This window comes from Cupriavidus pauculus, from assembly GCF_008801835.1.
GTDB lineage: Bacteria > Pseudomonadota > Gammaproteobacteria > Burkholderiales > Burkholderiaceae > Cupriavidus > Cupriavidus pauculus.
The window spans coordinates 1-18,244 of sequence record NZ_VZOW01000014.1; the positions used below are offsets into that span (position 1 = coordinate 1).

Here is an 18,244-nt window from a genome sequence, read left to right on the forward strand (position 1 = left end):
TTTGCAGAAGATTTTTTATCTGCCGTCAGCGCCCTTTCCTGCCCAGACACCAACCACTGCCGCCCCGCAAACCCTTGCCAACACTGCCTTGGCAGCGCGCTTCGTGTTGCGAGGGGGCGAATATTAGTGGACTACCGCCGTCTGCGCAAGGGGGTTTCGAAAAAGAATTTTCCGATCCATTAGAATTCCCCGATGACGACCACTCACGAGCCGCCTACCTATTGGCCCGAACGCCTCTCCAGCCGCGATCCTGGCGTACTTGACGCCCATGCGCTGGCGGCTGCCCTGTCCCGGCCGATCGTATTCGTCGACCTGGAAACCACGGGTCCCGACGCCAATCGCGATCGCATCACTGAAATCGGCGTGGTCGAAGTCGGCCCGCATGGCATTGAAGAGTGGGATACCCTGATCGATCCGCAAACAGCCATCCCACCCTTCATCCAGGGGATGACAGGCATTACCGATGCCATGGTGCGCGGGCAACCCACTTTTGCCTCGATTGCCGAGCTGCTGGCCGAGCGCCTCCAAGGCCGCCTGTTCGTCGCCCACAACGCGCGCTTCGACTACAGCTTCCTGAAGAACGAATTTCGCCGGGCCGACATCACGTTTCGCGCCGATGTGCTGTGCACGCTGCGCCTGTCGCGCTCGTTATTCCCGTCGGTGGAGCGCCATGGCCTCGACGCGCTGATCGCCCGCTTCAACCTTACGCCCAAGGGCCGGCACCGCGCGCTGGCCGATGCGGACCTGCTGTGGCAGTTCTGGCAGAAAATTCACGGCCTCTATACGGTCGATCTGGTCGAATCCGCGGTGAAGGCGCTCGTCAAACATGCCAGTCTGCCCGCCGGCCTGACGGAAACCGCGCTGGACGACGTGCCGCACGGACCCGGCATCTATCTGTTTTATGGCGACGATGACGCCTTGCTCTACGTTGGCAAGAGCGTCCACCTTCGGCAGCGCATCCGTGCTCATTTCTCCGGCGATCACACCAACGCGACCGAAATGCGCCTAGCGCGCGCGGTACGCCGCGTGGACTGGCGGGAAACGGGCGGCGAAGTGGGCGCGCTGCTGCTCGAGGCGCAGCTCGTCAAGACAATGCGACCGCTGCACAATCAGCTTCTGCGCCAGAGCGACGAGCTGTTTGCCTGGGAAATGGTCGACGGGTTGCCTGCACCCCTTCTGCGTTCGAATCGACATATCGACTTCTCCCGCCATCCCGCGCTCTATGGCGCGTTCCCGAGCCGGGCCGCCGCACAGGCGCGTCTGCGTGCCCTCGCCGAAGAACATGGTCTTTGCCAGGCGACGCTGATGCTCGAACCGTCGGCACGTCGCGGCAATCCGTGTTTCGCGCGCCAGTTGCATCGCTGCGCCGGCGCATGCACCGGCGAGGAGTCGCGCGACGCGCATCGCAGCCGCACGCTGGCTGCGCTGGAATCGCTGGCGCTGCAGCCGTGGCCGTTTTCGGGCGCCGTGGCCTGGCGCGAAAGCGACGACGCGGGAAAACCGTGGCTTGTCATTGAGGACTGGTGTTATGTGGGCGCTGCCGCCACGCTGGCAGACGCAGAGCGCTTGCCAGCCGTCGCGCCGCGCTTCGACCTCGACACCTACAAGATTCTCGCGCCCCGTCTGGCGGACCTGAAGGCCCGCGCGGTGCCACTGCCCTCGATGCATGTGTTCACGCTGACGTCGCCGGAGCCCATCGCGATACTGCCCGATCGCGACGTCAGGCCGCGCAACGCAATCCAGCGGCCCGGCAGGCGCGCAGCCAGACAGGTCGTCGATCAACAGGCGCTAAGCCTGTTCGGATAGCCATCCCAACACGGTCGGGCATTGCAGCTTGGTGCGCCAGCGCGCATAGGGCCGCGCCGTTTGAAACGGAACTCCGTTACCCTCCGACTGGAGGGTCTGCTACCTCGCAATGGAGCCGTCATGCCTGTTTCGCCAGTCCATCGCACCCGCCAAGCAGCGCTGCTGGCCAGTGGCGCCATCGCGCTGATCAGCGCCTGCGCCAGTATCGAGTCCAGCGCAATGCAGCGTATTTTCGATTCTTGGAAAGGCGCGCCGGTGGAACAGGTCAAGGCGCAGTGGGGGCCGCCGCAGTCAGTGCAAACGGTGCCGGGCGGCACGGCCTATGTATGGATCGACGAGATACCCACCGCGCACCCGCCCGGCTATGGTCCGCGCGATGCGGGACTGGAACCGCCAGCGACGGTGGCACATTGTCAGCGCAAGCTGATTGCCGGCCCCGACGGCAATGTCAGCCGCGGCGAATGGACGGGCAACGCGTGCTGCGCGCAGCGTCTGATCGGTTCATGCGCGGGGCTGGCACGCAAGGTCTCCGCCGCAAGCTGAGCGGGCTGGCTCGCATGCCGGGCCCATCGCGCCGGCCAATCGCCAGCAAGTCAACAGGTCAGTGAGCCGGCCGATCAGTCGATCTTTGCGCCCGAAGCTTTCACCGCTTGCCCCCAGCGCTTTTGCTCGGTGACGATCGTGGCCGCAAACGCTTCCGGCGATTGCCAGGCGGGTTCCGCGCCTTGCGCCTCAAGCTTGGCCTTGGTATCCGGGTCCGCAAGCACCGTGCGCAGCGCCGCGGACAGCTTTTCGACGATGTCCTTGGGCGTACCCGCGGGCGCCAGCACGCCGTAGAACCCCACGACTTCAAAACCCTTCAGTCCGGATTCCTCCATGGTCGGCACATCCGGCAGCGCCGGCGACCGCTTGCCGGACGTCACAGCCAGCGCGCGCACCTTGCCGGTCTTGATGTGCTGCGTGAACAGCGGGATCGAATCGGCCATCATCTGCGCCTGACCGCCCATCACGTCCGTCAGCGCCGGAGCACTGCCCTTGTAAGGGATATGGACGATAAACGTGCCCGACGCCTGCTTGAACATTTCAGGCATCAGGTGGGAAATGCCACCGTTGCCACCCGAGGCGAAATTGAGCTTGCCCGGATTCGCCTTGGCATAGGCGATGAATTCCTTGAGGTTTTTCGCCGGCACATCGTTGTTGACGACCATGACCAGCGGGATCAACGCGGTACGGGCCACGGGCGCGAAGTCCTTCGGCATGCCGTACGGCAGCTTGGGATAGAGCGAATTGTTGATGGCCATCTGCCCGGTGTTGGCGATCAGCAGCGTATAGCCATCGGGCGCTGCCTTGGCAACGTTGTCCGATCCGATATTCCCTGCCGCCCCGGCCTTGTAGTCGAGCACCACGGTCTGGCCCAGTATCGGCTGAAGCTTTTCCGACAGGATGCGCGCGTGCGTATCGACCGGACCGCCAGGCGGAAAACCCACCACCATCCGGATCGGCTTGTCCGGCCATGCGGCCTGAGACATGCCTGCGGCCATGGCAAGCGGCATTGCGACCAGCACCGCCAATGCGCGGCGAACATCGAACAACGTCATCTTCTCTCTCCGGGTGCGTCCCCGCTCTACGCGGCGGGAAATCCAAACCACTATTGTGACGTTTTTATGACATTTCTGTGAAGTGCCGTTTGCACGCGCGCTATAAACCAAAGTACTGCCGATTGCCTTCGATACGCTGTCGCTCGTGCTGCGGGAACCGCGCCTCCTCGATCAACCGCCGCAGCGCCTGGGCGCCTTGTTCGATCGCTCCTACGTAGTACGCGCTGACCACCAGTTCATCCAGCGCCCTCCACGCATAAACCGATTCGTCGACAAACAGCGCATCGGCGGGACGCTTCATCGCCGCGGATTGCTGTGCAAACAGGTGGGCCAGGGCGAACTCTCCGCGCAAGCGGTGATACCGCGCCAGTTCGCAAAGCGGCTCGGCGCGGGCGGGACGTGCCTGGTAGGCAAGCAGGTAGGCTTCGCGCACGGCGTTTGGCGCATCGCCGCGCCGCTCGCGCAGCACCGCTATCTGGAATTGGGAAAACCAGACCTCCTCTTCCCAGCCGCCCATCGCGGCGCGCTCCGCATAGACGCGGATGCTTTCGTCCAGCTTGCCAGCATCGCGATAGCTTTGTGCCAGATAAAAGCGATAGCGGGTATTGGCGGGCTCGTCGCGCACCGCACGCTCGAGCACCTCGATATCACGCAGATAGGTGTCCCCCGCTCGCGCCCGGGCGCCGTCGCGCGCCACCACGATCGTCGCCTCGGGCAAGGCGGCCCATCGATGCGGCGCGTCCTGCGTCAGGTATTCGTGCAGCACGCCTTCCCATCGCCACGGCTGTTGCGCGCAGACCAGCGCATTGCGCAAGTACTGCCAGCCGTCCAGTTCGCAGCGGAATTGGTAGCCGTCGGCATCGAGCTGCGGCCATGCAAATCCCGGCGCCATGCGCAGCGTCTCGTCCGCATCGATGAAAAGCAGAAAGTCATCGGCATTGCGCATCCGCTCGCGCGCCAGCGCCATTGCCTGGTTGCGGTTATGCGCGAAGTCGCGCCAGGGCCTCTCATGCAGTACGCCCGGCAAATCGGCCATGAACTTGCGGATCATCGCCTGCGTGCCGTCCGACGATCCGGTATCGACAATGACCCAATGATCGATCCAGGGCTTGACGCTCCGCAGGCAGCGCTCGATGACAGGCGCTTCGTCCTTGACGATCATGTTCAGGCAAATACGTGGCACGCTGGCAGCTCCGGACACGGGGATCCGCGAATCTTAGCGCCGTTCATGGACCGTGCGCAGTGTTTTACGACCGCGCACGCGCCGCGAAGGTGTCGCCCCCTACTCCAGCACGATGCCGCGGGACTTGACCAGCGCCCCCCACTTCTTTACCTCGCTATCGATGAAGCTGGCGAACTCCGCGCTGGTTCCAGGCATCGGTTGCAAGCCCAGCGCCAGCAACTTCTGGCGGATCTGCGCATCCTCCAGCGCGTGGCTGGCGTCGCGATTGACCTGCTGCACGATTGCCGCCGGCGTGCCCGCGGGCGCTACGACCCCAAACCAGCCATAACCGACCACGCCTGGCATACCCTGCTCGGCAAAGGTTGGCGCATCGGGATACACCGGCGTGCGCGCGTCGGCCGCCACCGCAATCACGCGCAGCTTGCCTGCCTGTATGAATGGCAGCGCCGTGGTGATGGCGGTCAGCGTCGCATCCACGCGGCCAGCGAGAAGCTCCGTATAGGCCGTGGCGTCTCCGCGATAGTGAACATTGAGCGCCTTGAACTTCGATAGCGATGCGAACAGTTCCGCGGTCAGATGCGGGCCCGATCCGATGCCCGGCGACGCAAACGTGGCGCCTTCGGGCTTCTGCTGCGCCAGTTTCACGAAGTCCGCCGCGGTCTTGACCGGCGAATTCGCGTTGACGATCAGGAACAGCGGCCCCAGCACACGCGGCCCCACCGCGACAAAGTCCTTGTGGATATCGAAACGCTGCGTCAGTCCAGCCCCGGTGTTGATCGCGAACGGCGCAGCGGCCCACAGCAACGTATAGCCGTCCGGTGCAGCATGCGCGACCGATTCACTGGCCACGCGGGTGCCGGCGCCCGGCTTGTTCTCGACCACCACCTGCTGGCCATACTTGCGGCTCAGCGCTTCGGCCAACACGCGCGCCGACGTGTCGTTGGATCCACCAGGCCCATAGGGCGAAACCAGGCGTACCGGCTTGGCGGGCCAGTTGTTGCCCCAAGCGTGCGGGACCACGCCGGCAAGCGCCATTGCCCCAAGCAGGCGGCGGCGCGTCAGTTGCGATGGCGTCATGACGCCTCCTTCACGCGTTCGATGGCGGGATAACGGTAGGTGCGATCCAGATGCGCCGCGCGCGGGACGTACAGGCGCAACGCTACATAGAACGGCCCCGATGGCGCCGGCAGCCAGTTGCCCTGCTGCGCGCGGTCGCGGGGCGGCTGCGCGGACAGCAGCAGCGTCAGTCCGCCATCGGCATCGTACGCGAGCGACGGCGACCGGTCTCCGAGCGAATAGCGCGCGATATCGTTGGCCACCAGCATGCAATCGTTCTTGTCGTACATCGTCAACGACCAGAACGCGTCGACCTCTGGCAGATTGCCGGCCGGGAAATGGAGCCGGTACTGCAGGCGGCCGTCCAGCGGCGCCCCGTCCGCACAGCGATCGGCGATGATGTACATCGCTTCCTGCACGCCCAGCGCGCCGATGTAGTTGCGCGCCACCAGCGCACGCTGCAGGTATTGCGTGCCGTACGACTCGCGCACGTCCACCGACATCGCCCAGCCGCCGCCCATGTCCGACGCCTGCGGTTCGGCGAGGTCGCCGAGCACATCACGCAACACCGTGTCGAGCCGGTCGATCTGCGTCGGCGATGGGTCAACGCCCGCGCCGATTCCTACCGCCGCAAAACGCGCAACCATGCCCGCCTCGGCAGCCGGCGGCGCGTTTTGTTGGAGCATGCGGTTCACCACTTCGGCAAAGCGGCGCGCGTCGCCAAGATGCTCCTGGGCTTGCATGCCCACGTCGAGACGGAACGCGGCTGGCTGGCCATCGAGCTGCTTCAGCGCAATTGCATCCTGCAGCGCATGGACGGCTTGCAGGTCATCGGCGCCGTTCACGAGCAGGCGGCCGATCATCCAGACCGCGCTGGTCGGGCAAGCCACGGCCTGCACGCCGGCAGGCACGCTGCCGTGCCAATCCGGCCCATGCAGCAGGAACGTTCCCGCGCGCGTACCGGTGGTACGGCTGCCGAGGTAGCCAAACGGATTGGTATAGAAATCGAGCAGGCCCAGCACGTAGTATCGGCCCGCGAAGTCGGGCACATCGAGCAACACCGGCCCGCGCGACAGATCGATCCACGCATTGGTGTAGAGCGTATCGTTGTTCGGTGTGACCACCTGGCGATGCTGCGGTCCCAGCAACTCGCGGGTGTGGATCAGCTGGTTCACCCAGCGCAGCGTCGATGCGGGACCATCGCCGGCAAACATGCCCGCGGGATTGCGGCGCGGGCAAGTCGCCGCGCGCATGCGGGCCATTTCATAAAGGGGCAGCGTGTAGATGATGGCGTCGCGCGCCAGTTGCTGCATATCGTCGTGGGATTGCTGCATGCTTGGTTGTCTCCTGTCTTTCTTGTCGTAGTGTCGCGTCGGCGCTTAGGCGACTCAGCCGATCCGTTGCACGGCCGGAATCGTGTACTGCCCCGCCATGAAAGCCGCGCTCGGGTGATACAGCCGCAGAATCAGATAGAAATTGCCGTCCGGCGCGGGAAGCCAGTTCGCGTCTTCCGTCGGCCGCGCATGGCCGACGGTGATCGCCAGCGTGCCGTCCGGTTCCCGGCGCATTCCCGGTGTGCGATCGCCCACTGCGTAGCGGCCGATCTCATTTGCGGTGAAGTACCGGTCCTCGCCGTAGAGCGAAACGGACCAGAACGCTTCGGCTGGCGGCAATGTGCCCGGCGGAAAGCGCAAGGCGTACTGGTGCCTACCATGCAGGCGCTGGCCATCGGCGTCGAAATCCGCCATGGCATAGACCGCCTCGTCGGCGCGCAGCGCGCCCAGTCCCTTCATCGCCGTGCAGGCGCGCAGCAGCCAGTCATCCCCGTAGACGCCCAGCCGCAGGCTGTACCCCCAAGCCTTGTGGCCCTGACTGCGCGTATGCGCCTCGATCAGCGCCATGCCCTGCGCATAGGCGCTGCGCAGCCCTTCGACCACCGATGCGCGCATCGTCGCGATCTCCACGTCGTCTTCCAGACGCAGGCCCACCTTGCGCAGCAACGTGAACAGCCCCAGCTCGTGCGGGGCGGGCGGAAAATCGCGCATGGCGCGAAACAGGTTCTGGAAGAAGTCGACGGCTTCATCGCCAGAGTCCTGCCACTGCGCCACACTTGCGGGACGCGCCGGGCCTGCGCTGTGGACGACCTGAAAGCCCTGTTCGAAGGCGTAGGCGCGCGCAAGATCATCGGGCCCGGCCACCAGCACGCGGCCGAGCACCCACACCAGCGATGTCGGCGCCTGCACCACGTGCTCGCCTCGCCCCAGCTGCCCCGGACCAACGATCTCGACATCGCCACCTTCCATCGGCACGTTGCGCGGCCCGAGATTGGCGAAGTTGTTGGTATGCGCGTCCAGCAGTTCGATCACGTAGTAGCGGTCTGCATCGGGCAGCGCCGGCACGCGCAGCGTCACCGGCCCCTGGGCCAGATTGAGCCAACCGCAGAAATACAGCAGATCGTTTGCCGGCGTGACGATGTCGCGATCTTCGTGCGTCCACTGGCGTGCGCTGGCCGACAGCATGTTCATCGGCGCCCGGCCGTATTGCGTGGGCGTATCAACCGACGTCTGCAGACGACAGGTGCGCAGCGTCTCGATCAGCGGATAGCCGTAAATCACCAGCGGAATCGCGGCACTGGCCACCAGCGCTGCTTGCGGGCTCGTGTACACGGGCGTGGAAAAGATGGAGGAAGCGGGATGGTTCATCTGCGTGGTCCTGGTCCTGGAAGGGTGGATCGTTGATCTGTTGTGGGGTCACTCCAGCGCGGCGCCGCTCGATTTCACGAGCGAAGACCACGCTTGCGTGTCTTCCCGGATCTGCGTTGAAAACTGCGCGCGCGATATCGGTGCGTAGCGCATGCCGAACGTGCCGATCTGCGCCTGCAGCGCGGGATCCCGCATCGCTTCCTGCATCGCGCTTTCCAGCTTGTCGACGATCGCCGGCGGCGTCCTGGCGGGCGCAAACAGGGCGTACCAGCTGTCGACGCGGAACGCGATGCCGGATTCCGCGAAGCTCGGCACATCGGGCAACGCCGGAGATCGCTCGGAGCCCGAGACCGCCAGCGCCCGCACCTTGCCGCTGCGGATCAGCGCCAAGGTGCCCGCCAGATCTGACATGGCAACTGGCAGCGTGCCGCCCATCACATCGTTCAGCATCGGCGCCACGCCCTTGTACGGCACATGCCGCATATGAACGCCGGCCGACACGTTGAGGCTTTCGCCCGCCAGATGGCCGCCCGATCCCGGCCCCCAGGATCCGTAGGTCAGATCCGCGCCGGGCTTCTTGGCCAAGGCAATCAGCGCGTGCACGTCGTGCGCAGGCAGCGATGTGTTGGCCACCAGCACATTGCCGCCGTAGGCAATGCGGCTGATGGGCACGAAATCGCGCAATGGGTCGTAAGGCAGCTTAGGGAAGATCGACGGTGCGATCGCGTGCGTGGCGGAGATGCCAAGCACCAGCGTGTAGCCATCGGGCGCGGCGCGCGCCACCTGCGCGACGCCCATCGTTCCTGTGGCGCCAGCCACGTTTTCCACCACAACCGTGCCCTTGAGCACGGTGGACAGGCGCGCCGCCACCATGCGTCCAATCACATCGGTGCCGCCGCCGGGCGGAAAAGGCACCACCAGTCGAATCGGCTTGGCGGGATAGGAATCAGCCGGGGATGCACCGTACGCCGGCAGTGCGCCGCTCACGCCCAGCCCCAGCAGCGCCAGGCCGACGGCGCGCCGAATCCTGCGAAACTCTGCTCGCATAGTTTGTCTCTCGTAGTGTCGACAATAGAAGCGGCGCGTCAGCGCAGCGTGATGACTGCATCGGCCGCCACCAGCCCGTCGGGGCCGACGATGAACGGATTGATTTCCAGCGTGTCCAGGCGCTCGCCGATGGCGGCGGCCACGCGCGACACGTTGACGAGCACATCGGCCACCGCATCGAGATCGATGGCCGGATGCCCACGGTGCCCCATGCACAACGCCGCGGCGCGGCTTTGCAGCAGCATGGCGCGGGCACGCTGACGCGACAGCGGTGCAAGGCCGAACGCCATCTGCCGGAAAATCTCGACAGCGGTGCCGCCGATGCCAGCCAGTGCCACGAGTCCAAAGACCGGATCGCGGCGCACGCCCACCATGATTTCGCCCCAGCCGCGCACCATGCGTGCAACGAGCGCGCCTTCGAACGGCACCGGACTTCCCGATGCATCGCGCGCCCGCGCCATCGCCTCGCGCACGCGCGTAAATGCCGCGCGCACGTCGTCAGCGTTTTGCAGGTTCAGGATCACGCCGCCAATATCGCTCTTGTGCAGAACGTGACGCGAGCAGATTTTCACGGCAACCGGAAATCCGATCGATTCCGCGATACGCACCGCCGCGTCGGCGTCATTAGCCAGGCCATGCGGCGCCACCGGAACGCCGGCTTCCGCCAGCCACGCCATCGCTTCGGCTTCGCTCAATGCGGTGGCGTCATCCGGCAACCGCGGGCCTTGCAAGGTGGGCTCGCGCGTGTCGTTCGCCTCCGATGCACACGCTTCCATGGCGGCGGCCTTCGCCAGTGCGGCAACCGCTTCCATGGTATGCGCGGGCTCCTTGAACACCAGGCAACCGCGCGCCTCGAGCCACGCGCGCTTCTCGTCATCCATCACGCCGGAGATCATCAACGGCGCGGCGGCGCTGTCACCCGCCAGCGTCTCCACGGTTTCCTGCAGCACGCTCCACAGCCGCGGTGCGTTGACACCGCCAGCCAGAAATGCGGCCACGCTGCCGTATTCGCCGCAGCGCGCGACATTCGCGAGGGCGTCGACAAAGACCTGCGGCTGCGATACGACTTGTCCGGTTACGTCGATCGGATTGGCCGTGCTGGCAAACGGAATGGCGGCACGCAGCGCCTGTGCGGCGGCCTGCGGCATCGGCGGCAGCGGCAGTCCTAGCGACTCCGCGCTGTCGGCCATCATGATGCCCACGCCGCCCGACACCGTAACGATCGCCACGGGCGCCACGGCATCGGCGGGCATGCCGGTCGGCGATTGCCATTGGGCGGGACGACGGCCGCGCGCAAGCGTATAACCGAGCCGGAAAAATGCTTCAAGCGTGTGGGCGCGATGCACGCCGTATTCGTCGAATACCGCCTGATAGACGGCATCCTCGCCCGCCAGACTGGCCGTGTGCGATTGCGCGGCACTGGCGCCCGCCGCAGTGGTGCCCACCTTGGCGACCACCACCGGCTTGCCCGCGGCGCGCGCCGCGGCGAATGCCTGCCGCAAGCGCATGCCGTCGCGCGCGCCCTCGATATACGCCAGGATGACGCGCGTCTGCGGATCGTGCGCCAGCCATTCGATCACATCAGCCACCTGCAAACCCGCTTCGTTCCCAGTGGTGACCCAGTGGCTCAGCCCCAGCCCCGCTTCTCGCGCCAGCGCAAACGCATACGCGCCGAACGCACCGCTCTGGCTGACCAGACCCACTTCGCCAACGGGCGGCACGCCCGCGAACGGCATCGGCGAGAACGTGGCGTACATGCGCTCGCGCAGATTCATCGCACCAAGACAGTTGGGGCCCAGCAGTTGCACGCCATGCGCACGCGCCTGATCCGCCAGTGCATGCTGCAGCGCCTCGCCGCCGCTGACTTCGGCAAAACCGGACGTGAACACCACCGCGGCGCGTGTGCCGGCCCTGCCCAGTTGCATCATCACGTCGGGCGCCGCGGGAGCGGGCACGGCCACGATGGCCAGATCCACCGGCTCGCCAATCGACTCGATAGTGGGATACGCGCGCACGCCCTGCACGGTGTCGGCGCCAGGATTTACCGGGAAAACGCGCCCTTCATAGCCAAGTTCGCGCAACAGCCGGATAGGTACCCCACCCACCTTGTCGGGCTGGGTGGAAGCGCCGATGATCGCGATCGAACGCGGGCACAGCAACGGTTGCAGGTCCTGCATGGTGTCTCCATCGATGACGGCGCGGTACGTGCCGCGGCCGTTCAGTCAGGCGGGAAGATCCGGTCCCGCGCACCGGCGGCTAACGTCTCACGCCAGCCATGCTTTCGATCGACCGAACCATCTCGCGCAGCAGCGGCGCAACGCGCTTTTCCATCATCCCGCGCTTGACGCGCAGGCCGGAAATCGCGCAATTGAATAGCAGCGGTCGGTTCAGATAGGTGATGCGTGAATAGACGCCCACGCCGTGAATATCGCTGCCGGCATCGCCCTCGTTGAGCGTGAAGCCGCGCTTGGGGTAATGGGCGACGTTGTGGCAGACGGTCTCGTAACAGGCCGCGAATTCTTCGGGACGCTCGGTGCGCGCCGCGCCCATCAGCTTCTCGAACTCGACCTTGGACAGCGTGCATAGATACGCGCGCCCCATGGCGGTGGTCATCACCGACCGCACTGCGCCCACCGTGGGCCGTGCGGACGTGCCTTCGTTATGCGTGCAGGATTCCAGGTACGTGACGTCCAGCCGGTGCGCCACACCCATCGACACCGCGCCTTCCAGCTGGCTGGCCAGCGCCTGCATCAGCGGGCGCGCCAGATGCCGCACCTGCAAGCCGGCCAGATAGGGATATCCCAGCGCCAGCACCTGTGCGCCCACAAAATACTTGTCGAGCTTCGGGTCCCAATCCAGATAGCCAAGCTCGAACAGCGTGCGGCAGATGCGCGATACGGTGGCGCGCGGCAGTTGCAGCCGTTGCGACAGTTCGCCATTGCCCAGCGGGCGCGGGTCGTCGATAAAGCAGCGCAGCAGCGCAAAGCCCTTGGCCAGCAGTCCGCCAAACGAGGGATCCTCGAGGCGGCGTTCGGCGATGAATTGTTCGACCGGCGTGTTCATGGGCATCTTGTCTCCTGTTTTCCAGTGTGGGCGCGTGGGTTGCCGTGTGTCAAAAAGCGGAACGAATTTCCATATATTGGAAATTATACCCCGCAACTTGACGCGTGGCGCAATCGGGCCGTAAGGTGCAAAACCGAATCCGAATTCGAATACGGAAAATCCCCATGCATCCATCCTCTGTGAGTGCCGGATCCGCCACCGCCGGTTTCCCGAAAGTCGAAACGCCGTCGGTCCTTCAACCGCCGCGCCAACGGCGCGCGCGTGAAACCGAGGCGGCGCTGCTGGCCGCAGGGCGGCAATTGCTGGCCGAGCGCGACTTCGCCGAGGTGTCGGTGGCGCAGATCGCCGCGGCGTGCCAGGTGTCGGTGGGCGCCTTCTACGGCCGGTTCCGCGACAAGATGGCGTTTTTCGAGGCGCTGCGAGCGAAGGTGATGGAAGAAGCGGACGCTTCGGTGGCCCGTTACATGGCGGAGCCCCGCTGGCACGAAGTGCCGGCGCACCAGATCATCGAGAAAATCCTGCGCTTCATGGTCAACGGCTGCCGCAACAATCGCGGCATCCTGCGCGCCTCGCTCAAGCAATCGGCGGCACGGCCCGAAGAGTGGCTGCTGCACCAGCGCAATGGCCAGGAGATCGTCAACCGGCTGGTGGCGCTGCTGGTGCCGCGCCTGTCCGGCGCACCGGACGAAGCCGAACTGCGCGTGCGCTTTGCCATGCAGATGGTCTTTGGCACGCTCGTTAACGCCGTACTCAACGATCCCGGACCGCTGCCGCTCGACGACGAGCGGCTGGCCCAAGAGATGGCACGGATGGTCACAAGCTATCTGGGCATCAACGCCTGATCTGTTTTTCCCTCGCTGCACCCAACCAGAATCGCCCGGCAAGCCGCAACCATAGCGGCGCTGTCCGCCAAGCGGACCGGGCCACAAACGAGGAGACACACCATGAAGCAATCGAAACTGCCGCCGCGGCGGCGTGCCATGCGCATTGCGTGCGCCGCGCTCGCGCTGTTGCCGGTGCTGCCAGCCAGCGCGCTGGCGCAGGGCGAATATCCGACCAAGCCGATCCGGCTTGTGGTGCCCTACCCGGCCGGCGGGCTCACCGATACGCTCGCGCGCCAGGTGGCCGAGGGGCTGTCCAAACGCCTGGGCCAAACGGTCGTCGTAGAGAACAAGGGCGGCGCGGGCGGCATCATCGGCACCGATTTCGTCGCCAAGTCGGCGCCGGACGGCTACACGCTGCTGATGACCATTCCCGGGCCAATCACTGCCAACATCGCGCTCTACAAGAAACTGCCGTACGACCCGCGCACCGAGCTTCGGCCGATTTCGGACATCGCGACGGCGCGCACGGTGCTGACCGTCAACAGTACGGTCCCGGTCAAGACGGTGGCCGAATTGCTGGCCTACGCAAAAAAGGAACCGGGCAAGCTGCGCATGGGGTCGTGGGGCCCGGGCACCCAGCCGCACACGATCCAGGCGTATATGGACAAGACCTACGGCGTGGACATCCTGCACGTGCCCTATCGCGGCGAAGGGCCGATGGTGTCCGATCTGCTCGCGGGGCAAGTCAACCTGACGATCGGGTCGGTGACCACGCTGCGCCAGCACATCGCCATGGGCAAGCTGCGACCCTTGGCAGTGGCCGGCACCACGCGTGCCAAGGCGCTGCCCGATGTGCCCACCTTCGCCGAAGCCGGCTACAGCGACGCCGCATACAAGATCGTCGGTCCTTCCACGCTGCTGGCACCGGCCAAGACGCCGGATGCCATTGTCGAAAAAATCGGGCGCGAAGTGGTTGCGCTGGTGAAATCGCCGGCCATGCAGGAGAAGATCGAGGAAATGGGCGCCGAGCCGGTCGGCAACACGCCGCAGGAAGCCGAACGGGCGTACAAGGCATATTTGCCCGTGGTGCTCAAGCTGACGGCCGATACCGGCGTGACGCTCGACTGACCACCGCACGCTCGCCGCGCAACGGACGGCATGCAGCGAAACCATGACCGCCATGAATTCTGGCGGGTCTTTCTAGGCCCGCCAGCGTTGCGTGGCTAGAATCGCAGCATCGATTCCTTCGCGACTTCCGCTTCTTGCGCACATCATGGCCACGCTCTTTCTGGTCCGCCACGGGCAAGCCTCATTCGGCGCTGCCAACTACGATTGCCTGTCCGATGTCGGCCGCCAGCAGGCGCGATGGCTGGGTGAATATTTCAAGGACCGCGGCGTGCAGTTCCGCCGCGTGGTGGCCGGCACGCTGGTTCGCCAGCAAGACACCGCCACGGAGATCCTGAACGGCATGGGCGCCGCCACAACGCCGGTCGGCACGCATGCGGGTCTCAACGAATATGACGGAGAAGCGCTGTACCGCAGCTTCACCAACGGCGCAGACCATCGCGCGCATCAGAACGGCGACTATCAGGATTACTGGCGCACCTTCCGCGCGGCCTTTGCCGCATGGACGCAGGACCAGCTACCGGCCATGCCGGAGACATGGCAGGCGTTTGGCGCGCGCATGCAGGATGCGCTGGCGCACGCCACGGAAGGCGCTGCGCGCGAGGACGGCTTGCTGGTAGTCAGCTCCGGAGGCGCCATCGGGCGCGCCGTGGCGGACCTGCTCGGTGCGCCCACGCAGACCGCCATCGAGCTGAACCTGCAGTTCCGCAACACCGGTTTCTGCGAATTGATCGTCGGCCGCGGTACACAGCGTCTGCTCAGCTTCAATAACGTGCCGCATCTGGAGCGCCCCGAACGTCGCCGCGCGATCACGTTCGCCTGAGCCGTCAGCGCTGCGACAGCGCAAGCCGGCCCGCCAGCGCCAGGAATACTGTTCCCGCGAACCAGTTGATGGCGCGTTGCGCGCGCGCCGAACGCATCAGCAAGCGGCCGAACACGCCGGAAAACCACGCGATCGATCCAAACACCAGCAGCGTGGCCACGATGAACACAAAGCCGAGCACCATCAGTTGCAGCGCCACATGGCCCTGCCGTGCATCAACGAACTGCGGCAGGAACGCCAGGAAAAAGATCACGACCTTCGGATTGGTCAGGTTCATCACCACGCCGCGCCAGTACATATGGCGGCCCGTCCTGACTGGCGTATCCGATTTGCCGATTTCGCCAACCGGCGCGCGAAACGCCTGCCACGCCAGATAGACCAGATATAACGCCCCGGCGATCTTCAGCACGGTAAATGCCACGGTAGACGCGGCCAGCAGTGCGGCCAATCCCACCGCCACCACCGCCGTATGGACCACCAGACCCGTGCACAGGCCCAGCACCACGGTCAGGCCCGCGCGCGTGCCGTGCATGGCCGACTGCAGCAGCACGAAAATATTGTCGGGCCCGGGCGCAAGGCTCAGCAGGATGGCGATTCCCAGAAACGGCAACAGCGTGTCGAGCGGTGGCATGGGCGTCAGGCGCGGCGGCGATGGTAGCGAACGGATGACGATGTTAGCGGAATATCGCCGCAAACGCGCCGACGACGATCTTTCCGCAGGATCGATCAATCGATCCAAACAATCAATTTATCAGCACAATCTCCCGAGCCTATATTCGAGGCGCCTCCCGCATCGACGGGGCGCATCCGATAACAATACGAGGAGACATCGATGGAAGCACGTGCACATCGGCGGCACGCGGCAGCGCTCGCCCTTGCGGCGGGGATCACCTTGCTGGCAGGCTGCGGCGGCAACGACAGCAACGACAATTCTGGCAGCAATGCCGGCAATGCCGGCGCCACGCCTGCGCGCACGCCGGCGCTGAGCCTCAAGATCACAGGCAAGCAGGATTTTGCCGGCACCTATGGCAGCGTCGGCCAATATGAACAGCTTACCGGCACCGTCAGCGGCGAGATCGATCCGAAGGACCCCAGGAACGCCGTCATCCAGGACCTTGCGCTCGCGCCCGTCAATGCCAACGGCATGGTCGAATACACGGCGGACTTCGTCATGCTCAAGCCCAAGGACATGAGCAAGGCCAGTGGCGTGCTGCGCTACGACGCGCCCAATCGCGGCAACATCCTCACGATGCCCAATCCCGCCGTCACGCCCAGCGACGGCGTGTACCTTGAACGCGGCTACGTGCTGCTCTATGCGGCATGGCAAGGCGATGTGCCCAAGTCCAGCCCCGCGCGGCTTACCGTGTCGGTGCCGGTGGCGAAAAACGCCGATGGTACGTCGATTACCGGCACCTATCGATCCGAACTGGTGCCCACCACCGCAACGCCGATGATGACGCTGCCGGGCGGCGTCTTCAACGGCACGATGCTGCCTTACGCACCCGCGAGCCTGGACAATACGCAGCCCGGATACTCGCTGACGCGCCGCGCCAATGAAACCGACCCGCGCGTGGCGATTGCACCCAGCGACTGGAAGTTCGCCAAATGCGACGGCGCCAACCCGTTTCCCGGCACGGCCGATCCCGCCAGCGTGTGCCTGCGCGGCGGTTTCGATCCGAAGTACCTGTATGAACTGGTCTACGTCGCCAAGGATCCGAAGGTGATGGGCGTCGGCCTGGCCGCGCTGCGCGACACGGTGAGCTTTTTCCGCAGCAAGACTGCAGACAGCGCTGGCACGCCCAATCCGCTGTCGGGCCGCATCACACACGCGATCGGCCAGGGCACTTCGCAGTCCGGCAATGCGATGAAGACCTTCCTGCATCTTGGCTTTAACCAGGCGCTTGATGGCTCCAAGGTATTCGACGGCATTTACGCGCATGTGGCCGCGCGCCAGACCAATATCAACACGCGCTTTGCCGTGCCCGGCGGCGGCGGCGGATTGCGCACCGACCATACGGCCTTCGGCCAGACCGCGCCGCGCGGGCTCGACAAGGACTATGTCGACGACATCTCCGGCAAGACCGGTGGCGTGATGGCGCGCTGCGCGGCGACCAACACCTGCCCCAAGTTTTTCCTTGGCCTGTCCGGTACGGAATTCTGGCAACTGCAGGGTTCACCCGTGCTGACCGACGCCAACGGGTTCACCGACCTGAAGCAGCCGGACAACGTGCGCATCTACTATTACGCCGGCACGCAGCACGGTGGGGCGGGCGGCACCACCAGCATTTCGTTCGACCCGACGCGCAACGTGTATCCGGCCGGCACGGTGATCCACCATAACGACACGTTCCGCGCACTGTTCATCGACCTGGAAGACTGGGTGGTGCGCGGCACAACGCCGCCCGCAAGCCAGGTGCCCGCGTTAGCCGACGGCACACTGGTGCGCCCCGCCAGTCTGGCGCTGCCGGCGATGAAAGGCGTGACGTGGCCGGTATCGGGCGCGCCCACGCCTATCCCGGACTTCCAGTATCTGGCGCGCTATAACGGCTATCCGTTGCTCGACTTCGGGCCGCAATACCGTCGCGAAGACGAATCGGGCATCGCCACGCTGCTGCCGCCGGCTTATATGAATCGCGACTACGCGATCCTGGTGCCGCAGGTCGATGCGTCGACCGGCATTCCGCGCGCCGGCATTCATAGCGTGGAAGCCCGCGCGCCGATCGGCACGAGCCTCGAATTCAACTATGTGGCGACGCCGGGCATCGTCGACCTGTCCAATCTGACCGGGTCGTTCATTCCGTTCCACAAGACCGAAGCGGCGCGGATTGCAGCGGGCGACGCACGCCCTTCGCTCGAATCGCTTTATACGGATCAGGCGGGATATGTGGCGGCGGTCACCGCGGCGGCCAACACGCTGGTCGCCCAGCGGCTGCTGTTGCAACGCGACGCCGATGCGATCATCGCGCGCGCGGTGGCCAACCCGGTGTTGCCGTAGGTTCGGCGCGCCTCACCGGACG

15 protein-coding genes are annotated in these 18,244 nt (G+C 65.3%); 6 read left to right on the forward strand and 9 right to left on the reverse strand.

Features of this window, described 5'->3' with window-relative positions; genetic code table 11:
- Positions 1-192 precede the first annotated feature (192 nt).
- Together F7R19_RS15640 and F7R19_RS15645 are read left to right on the forward strand one after the other, a co-directional pair.
- Positions 193-1,806: a 3'-5' exonuclease family protein gene (locus F7R19_RS15640; RefSeq protein ID WP_150981182.1), complete on the forward strand. Its 1,614-nt coding sequence runs from the start codon at positions 193-195 to the stop codon at positions 1,804-1,806.
- 120 nt (positions 1,807-1,926) lie between these two features.
- A complete protein-coding gene (locus tag F7R19_RS15645; protein ID WP_061956954.1) occupies positions 1,927-2,349 on the forward strand; it encodes a hypothetical protein in 423 nt (140 codons plus the stop codon).
- A gap of 74 nt (positions 2,350-2,423) precedes the next feature.
- Here the strand turns inward: F7R19_RS15645 and F7R19_RS15650 are convergent, their stop codons facing one another.
- From F7R19_RS15650 to F7R19_RS15685, 8 genes are all read right to left on the reverse strand, one after another.
- Positions 2,424-3,404 (reverse strand): Bug family tripartite tricarboxylate transporter substrate binding protein, encoded by a 981-nt coding sequence (locus F7R19_RS15650; RefSeq protein ID WP_061956953.1) that lies wholly within the window; start codon positions 3,402-3,404, stop codon positions 2,424-2,426.
- Positions 3,405-3,504: 100 nt separating this feature from the next.
- Entirely contained in the window at positions 3,505-4,587 is a 1,083-nt protein-coding gene (locus F7R19_RS15655; RefSeq protein ID WP_223506046.1) for a tetratricopeptide repeat-containing glycosyltransferase, read from the reverse strand.
- A gap of 99 nt (positions 4,588-4,686) precedes the next feature.
- Entirely contained in the window at positions 4,687-5,664 is a 978-nt protein-coding gene (locus F7R19_RS15660) for a Bug family tripartite tricarboxylate transporter substrate binding protein (protein ID WP_150981183.1), read from the reverse strand.
- Positions 5,661-6,977 carry a DUF1254 domain-containing protein gene (locus tag F7R19_RS15665; protein ID WP_150981184.1) on the reverse strand — a complete coding sequence of 439 codons (1,317 nt, stop codon included), beginning with the start codon at positions 6,975-6,977 and terminating at the stop codon, positions 5,661-5,663. The genes F7R19_RS15660 and F7R19_RS15665 overlap by 4 nt, the downstream gene beginning before the upstream one ends.
- A 54-nt stretch (positions 6,978-7,031) precedes the next feature.
- Entirely contained in the window at positions 7,032-8,345 is a 1,314-nt protein-coding gene (locus F7R19_RS15670) for a DUF1254 domain-containing protein (protein ID WP_150981185.1), read from the reverse strand.
- Positions 8,346-8,393: 48 nt separating this feature from the next.
- Complete coding sequence (locus F7R19_RS15675; RefSeq protein WP_150981186.1) at positions 8,394-9,392, reverse strand: Bug family tripartite tricarboxylate transporter substrate binding protein; 999 nt, start codon at positions 9,390-9,392, stop codon at positions 8,394-8,396.
- Between the two features lie 38 nt (positions 9,393-9,430).
- Positions 9,431-11,569, reverse strand: coding sequence for an acetate--CoA ligase family protein (locus F7R19_RS15680; RefSeq protein ID WP_150981187.1), 2,139 nt, complete (start codon positions 11,567-11,569; stop codon positions 9,431-9,433).
- A 79-nt stretch (positions 11,570-11,648) separates the two neighbouring features.
- Positions 11,649-12,455: an IclR family transcriptional regulator gene (locus F7R19_RS15685; RefSeq protein ID WP_061956946.1), complete on the reverse strand. Its 807-nt coding sequence runs from the start codon at positions 12,453-12,455 to the stop codon at positions 11,649-11,651.
- Positions 12,456-12,619: 164 nt separating this feature from the next.
- Here F7R19_RS15685 and F7R19_RS15690 point away from each other — a divergent pair, with 164 nt between their 5' ends.
- From F7R19_RS15690 to F7R19_RS15700, 3 genes are all read left to right on the forward strand, one after another.
- Positions 12,620-13,297: a TetR/AcrR family transcriptional regulator gene (locus tag F7R19_RS15690; protein WP_150981188.1), complete on the forward strand. Its 678-nt coding sequence runs from the start codon at positions 12,620-12,622 to the stop codon at positions 13,295-13,297.
- Between the two features lie 102 nt (positions 13,298-13,399).
- Positions 13,400-14,407, forward strand: coding sequence for a Bug family tripartite tricarboxylate transporter substrate binding protein (locus tag F7R19_RS15695; protein ID WP_150981189.1), 1,008 nt, complete (start codon positions 13,400-13,402; stop codon positions 14,405-14,407).
- A 145-nt stretch (positions 14,408-14,552) separates the two neighbouring features.
- Positions 14,553-15,227 carry a histidine phosphatase family protein gene (locus F7R19_RS15700; protein WP_150981190.1) on the forward strand — a complete coding sequence of 225 codons (675 nt, stop codon included), beginning with the start codon at positions 14,553-14,555 and terminating at the stop codon, positions 15,225-15,227.
- Positions 15,228-15,231: 4 nt separating this feature from the next.
- Here F7R19_RS15700 and F7R19_RS15705 read toward each other — a convergent pair whose 3' ends face one another.
- Positions 15,232-15,858, reverse strand: a complete 627-nt coding sequence (locus F7R19_RS15705; RefSeq protein ID WP_150981191.1) for a LysE family translocator — start codon at positions 15,856-15,858, stop codon at positions 15,232-15,234.
- A gap of 201 nt (positions 15,859-16,059) precedes the next feature.
- Here F7R19_RS15705 and F7R19_RS15710 point away from each other — a divergent pair, with 201 nt between their 5' ends.
- A complete protein-coding gene (locus F7R19_RS15710; RefSeq protein WP_150981192.1) occupies positions 16,060-18,222 on the forward strand; it encodes an alpha/beta hydrolase domain-containing protein in 2,163 nt (720 codons plus the stop codon).
- Positions 18,223-18,244: the final 22 nt, after the last annotated feature.